The following is a 5,759-nucleotide window of genomic DNA, read 5'->3' on the forward strand; positions in this document are numbered from 1 at the left end:
TATAATTCAGCAACTCGAAATTCTATTTGATATAGATTTGCAACCAGAATAAATACAAACACTTAATTTATTGTTCAATCTTGACCAAGAGTCAAAGATTTGCGCGTTTAAATAATGATAAAAACGGAAAATTGCGAAAGCGTTTCCGTTTTTTAGTATACTTTTAATAACACGATGTCAATGGTTTCAAAGAAATCTAGACATTAACACACTTAAATCATTACTTCCTTTTTGTTCAAATTGCGGACCCAATAATTTGATGAATTCAGAAGTTAAAGCTTTAGAATCGTTAAGTTCAGCTAAATTGGATAAGAGGTCACTAATTTGTTTGCTCGTTATCTTTCGATAGAACAAAAAAATGAAATTATCTAATAGTTTATGACGAATTAATTTTATTTGGTTTAATGGTGTATCGATCATAATAAAAACAATTTTATTAAATTATGTAATATGTAATTTATATTATAAAGTACTTTATTTGAAAAAAACGATCGCATAAAAAATAAAACTTACTCATTTAGAGTAAGTTCTTGTTATACGAATGACTTTATAAAAAAGTCATTATGTCTATTTGGTTAAAATGGAGCGGGTAATCGGAATCGGACCGACATCAACAGCTTGGAAGGCTGTGGTTCTACCATTGAACTATACCCGCAAAATATGGTGCCCGAAGCCGGACTTGAACCGGCACGGTATTTCTACCCCAGGATTTTAAGTCCTGTACGTCTACCATTCCGTCACTCGGGCACTGGTGATCCGCCCGAGGCTCGAACTCGGGACCCTTTGATTAAAAGTCAAATGCTCTTCCACTGAGCTAGCGGACCATGAAAATAAGGATAACACCCTTATTTTAAAATTTATTTTATTGGCTGGGATGGATGGGATCGAACCATCGCATGATAGAGTCAAAGTCTATTGCCTTGCCGCTTGGCTACATCCCAATAAAATGGTGGACAGGGACGGATTCGAACCGCCGAAACCATATGGTGTCTGATTTACAGTCAGAAGCGTTTAGCCACTTCGCTACCTGTCCAAAAATAAGGCATTAACGCCTTTACAATTATATCCTAAAAATTATTTATATAGAAATTAATTGTTACGAATTTTTTTAATTGTTACTGTATATGGAATTTCAATTCCCCGAACTTCACTATCATCGCCTTCTTTTTTATCAATAATAGCTTTAGCTAAAGGTGATTCATTAGAAATTTTATTTTTTGAGGGATCTGCTTCAATTGCCCCAACGATTTCATAACTATAATTTTTCTTATCATGATGATCATAAATTTCTACATGAGTACCAACCCGAACACGTGATTGGTGGGATGCGTTTTTTGATTCTTTGATAATTTCGACATTACTTAAAATGTCTTGAATTTCTTTAATTCGACTTTCGATTTCGCCTTGGGAACTTTTAGCAGCATCGTAATCTGCGTTTTCTGATAAGTCCCCTTGTTCTCTAGCTTCTTGAATTAACTTGATAATTTCTGGTCGACGGACGTCAACTAAATATCTTAATTCTTCTTCAAGATTTTTTTTACCAGTTGCTGTTAACAAGTTTTTATTTGATGCCATTACTAATATCTTCCTTAATACAATAGACAATCTTATGTCTAAAAATGCTTTATTATTATATAAAATATTTGTTATACTTCAAAAGAAATAATAGATCTCTGTTTTATATAGTAAACTATTGCAGTAAATAATTGAAATAGTGGTTCCATGATTGATATAAAAAATCGGTATGAACATTTGCTTCATCTTGCTAAAGATAATGGATATCAAGAAAACGAAATTGCCTTAATTGAAAAGGCCTATAATTTTGCAACCTCCGCACATGCTAATCAAAAGCGTAAAAGTGGAGACCTTTTTATTATCCACCCATTAGAAACATCCATTAAATTAGTCGAATGAAAAATGGATGCAAATACGATTGCAGCCGGTTTACTGCATGACGTAATTGAAGATACAGAAATTTCTGAAGATCAAATCAATAAAGAATTTGGGTCAGATATAACCAATTTGGTAAAACTAGTGACTAAAATTGCCTTAGTTGCTAAAAAGAATCGGGAAGCTAGTCAACTTAAGAATTTGTCAACTAATTATCAAATTCAGGTTTTTATGTCAATCTCCAAAGATATTCGTGCCATTATTATTAAATTAGCTGACCGATTCCACAATTTAAGTACGATTGGATTTTTAGCAATTGATCGGCAAAGAGCAATTGCTCAAGAAACTTTTGATATTTATGCCAATATAGCTGGCCGATTAGGAATGTACAACGTTAAGACAGAACTACTTGATATTGCTTTTTCGATTATTAATCGTGAAGCTTATGAGCAAACGCTTTCCATTATGAATGAATATAAGCTTATTAATTCAGACCAGTGAAAAGCCATTACCGAACAAATTCAGCACCTACTTGAAGAACAAAATATTAAATATTTTTTCGAAAGTCGGATTAAAAGCGTGTATTCAACTTACAATAAATTAAATTCAATTTCCCGAATTAATAACATTCATGACGTTTACGCATTACGAATTATTTTAAATGACGAACTTGATATCTATCATGTTTTAGGATTAATCCACTTAAATTTCAAGTATATTCCTAAATTTTTCAAAGATTATGTTTCAGCACCAAAAAATAATTTATATCAATCAGTCCACACAACCATTATTAGTAATAAAACTTTAGTTGAAATTCAGATTCGAACAAAGCGAATGGATCAAAATAGTAAATTAGGATACGCCAGTCACTGGTTATATAAAGAAAAAAATAATCTAGATTTAACCCAAGAAGCTATGCAGCGGTTTCAAGTTGAATTGTTTGCTGACGAAAGTTCTAATAAAAATCCTGCCTTATTAAAAGAACTAACTAAAATTCCAATTATCGATGTAATTGTAACTAATAACCAAAACACATACACAATTCCGGCAAGTTCAACTGTATTAGACTTAGCATACCGGGTAGATCCGGAAAAATTTGCCTATATCAATGGCATTTATTTATTTGGTGAGAAACTAGCATGAGATGCTCACTTAGAAAATGGGGACGCAATTGAAATCACATATCATGATAAACCTCAAGTTAGTGAACGATGAATGCGTTATGTTAGTAACCCAACCGTCCGAAAACATATTTTTGAAATCATTGGCAGCTTAGAGAAAATTGAATATACTTCTGCCCAAAATTTTTTAAATGTTTTAAATACAACTCTAAAAGAAAATCGCATTGGGGATGGCGAGATCATTGAACGTTTAAAGATTTTGAAAATTAAATCAATCAAAGAATATCTCTCATACGTTGCAGTTTTACATTTATCAGTCGATGATAAAATCAACTTCTTTGCTAAAGGCAATCGGTGAAAATCAGTTTTGAAAGAAATTCGAAGACAAAACAATCGTTGGATTTTTAGTCAATCGTATTTTGAATTAATTTCTGGTTTAAAAATTAATGGAATTGAAATTACTAAATGCTGTAGCAAATTACCATATATGCCACTCGTTGGAATTATTCACAAAACCAGATTATATGTTCATCGGCCCCAATGCCAAACAATTCAAGGAATTAAAGATGCTAAGTTAGTCTCATTACACTGGAATAAAAAAATGCTTGAACATCATCCCCGAAAATTTCGGGCTAATGTCGAGATTACAGGGCCTTGAAGTGAATCCGTGATCAATACAATAGTGTTAACAATTTTAAGAAATCAGGGCAGCCTGCAAGAAATTACTGTGAATCGAAATAAGACGACTGATCAATTTAAAGCTAACGTTGTTTTGTACGTCACTACAATCACCCACCTAAATCATGGGATGGATGAATTGATCTTAAGAAATTTAAATTTTAAGTGAACACTAATTTAGGAGAATTAATTATGCAATGAAATCAAAAAACCAAATTTATTTTTATGACTGGAGGCGTTTTTTCTTCGCTTGGAAAAGGATTAAGTGCTGCTAGTGTTGGATCAATTCTATCCCAACTAGGATTAGACGTACGAGCTTTGAAGTTAGATCCATATTTGAATGTTGATCCTGGAACAATGTCACCATATCAACACGGAGAAGTTTTTGTAACGGGTGATGGTGCTGAAACTGACTTGGACTTAGGTCATTACGAACGTTTTTTAAATAAAGAATTATCTAAGGGTTCGTCAATCACCGCAGGAAAGATTTATAACCAAGTAATTCAAAACGAACGGAAAGGAAAATATCTTGGCAAAACCATCCAAGTAGTACCTCACGTTACTAATCAGATTAAAGAATGTATTTATAATCTAGCTAATGAAACCAATGCAGATGTTATCTTAATCGAAATTGGTGGAACTGTTGGTGATATTGAATCTTTACCATTCTTAGAAGCCATGCGCCAAATTTGTTGAGAGTTACCTCGTGGTAATACTTTAGCCATTCATGCGGTTCCAGTAATTGAATTACAAACAACTAATGAAGTAAAAACCAAACCTTTACAACATTCAACCCAACAATTAAGAAATTTAGGAATTACTCCTGACTTTTTATTTGTTCGTTCCAAATTACCTTTATCACCAGAAATCAAAAATAAAATAGCTTCAATGTGCTCAATTTATATTGATCATATTTTTTCGTGTGTTGATGTAAGCAATGTCTATTTATTGCCTGAATTTTTATACGATCAAAAAGTTCATGTTGAAATAGCAAAATTGATGGATTTAAAATTTACTAGAAAACAATTAAGTAAAGAATGATTAACCTTTACAAAATCAATTAAAGCAACAAAAAAACAAAAAGTCAAAATTGCTTTAGTTGGGAAATATACCGAATTAAAAGATGCGTATATGTCATTATATGAATCTTTAAAAATTGCCAGCTATTACCAAAATGTTGATTTATATGTTGAATGAGTTAATTCAAGTAAAGTTAAACCAGATGAACTTATCAAGATTCTTAAAAACATGGATGGTTTAGTTGTTCCTGGAGGATTTGATAAACGTGGCATTGAAGGAAAACTACAAGCAATCGAATACGCCCGAACCCACGATTTACCATTCTTAGGAATTTGTTTAGGAATGCAATTAGCTTGTGTAGAATTTGCTCGAAATGTATTAAAACTACAAGACGCTAATTCAACCGAATTTGATAAAAACGCAAAAGCTAATATTATTGATTTGATTACCAAAAGAAAAGTTGATGTCGGAGGAACTTTAAGATTGGGTAATTATCATTGTTCAATCAAACCTAATACTTTGGCTTCGCGGTTATATGAATCAAAAAGTGTAACCCGAAGACACCGTCACCGATACGAATTTAATAATGATTACATTAAAGCATTTGAAAAAGCTGGATTTGTTTTCTCGGGAACTTTTGTTAAAAACGATTTACAAGAAATTATTGAAATCCCAAAACATTCATTCTTCATCGGTTGTCAATATCATCCTGAATTTAATTCAACACCATACACACCTGAGCCATTATTTATGGGATTAATTGAAAGTGCTAAAGCAAAAGCAATAAAAAAATAGTTAGTCCATTATATAAATTGAAAAAAAGGAAGTAATGATTTAAGTGTGTTAATGTCTAGATTTCTTTGAAACCATTGACATCGTGTTATTAAAAGTATACTAAAAAACGGAAACGCTTTCGCAATTTTCCGTTTTTATCATTATTTAAACGCGCAAATCTTTGACTCTTGGTCAAGATTGAACAATAAATTAAGTGTTTGTATTTATTCTGGTTGCAAATCTATATCAAATAGAATTTCGAGTTGCTGAATTATA

At 31.9% G+C, this 5,759-nt stretch carries 4 protein-coding genes and 5 tRNA genes; 2 read left to right on the forward strand and 7 right to left on the reverse strand.

The window, feature by feature from the left end; all coding sequences use genetic code 4:
• The 7 genes from T384_RS07510 to greA form a co-directional block, all read right to left on the reverse strand.
• A partial coding sequence (locus T384_RS07510; protein WP_036499449.1) for a hypothetical protein occupies positions 1-420 on the reverse strand: 420 nt, incomplete at its 3' end.
• 161 nt (positions 421-581) lie between these two features.
• Positions 582-655, reverse strand: a tRNA-Gly gene (locus tag T384_RS0105805).
• 6 nt (positions 656-661) lie between these two features.
• Positions 662-747: transfer RNA gene (locus T384_RS0105810), tRNA-Leu, on the reverse strand.
• 2 nt (positions 748-749) lie between these two features.
• A tRNA-Lys gene (locus tag T384_RS0105815) sits at positions 750-824 on the reverse strand.
• Positions 825-866: 42 nt separating this feature from the next.
• A tRNA-Gln gene (locus T384_RS0105820) sits at positions 867-941 on the reverse strand.
• Positions 942-947: 6 nt separating this feature from the next.
• Positions 948-1,033: transfer RNA gene (locus T384_RS0105825), tRNA-Tyr, on the reverse strand.
• A 56-nt stretch (positions 1,034-1,089) separates the two neighbouring features.
• Positions 1,090-1,575: a transcription elongation factor GreA gene (gene greA, locus T384_RS0105830; protein WP_027120205.1), complete on the reverse strand. Its 486-nt coding sequence runs from the start codon at positions 1,573-1,575 to the stop codon at positions 1,090-1,092.
• 147 nt (positions 1,576-1,722) lie between these two features.
• Between greA and T384_RS06830 the strand changes: the two genes are divergently transcribed.
• Both T384_RS06830 and T384_RS0105840 read left to right on the forward strand, forming a co-directional pair.
• Positions 1,723-3,870 (forward strand): RelA/SpoT family protein, encoded by a 2,148-nt coding sequence (locus T384_RS06830; protein ID WP_052663617.1) that lies wholly within the window; start codon positions 1,723-1,725, stop codon positions 3,868-3,870.
• A gap of 11 nt (positions 3,871-3,881) precedes the next feature.
• Positions 3,882-5,504 carry a CTP synthase gene (locus T384_RS0105840; protein WP_036499452.1) on the forward strand — a complete coding sequence of 541 codons (1,623 nt, stop codon included), beginning with the start codon at positions 3,882-3,884 and terminating at the stop codon, positions 5,502-5,504.
• Positions 5,505-5,759 lie beyond the last annotated feature (255 nt).

Source organism: Mycoplasma testudinis ATCC 43263, assembly GCF_000687795.1.
GTDB lineage: Bacteria > Bacillota_I > Bacilli_A > Mycoplasmatales > Mycoplasmoidaceae > Mycoplasmoides > Mycoplasmoides testudinis.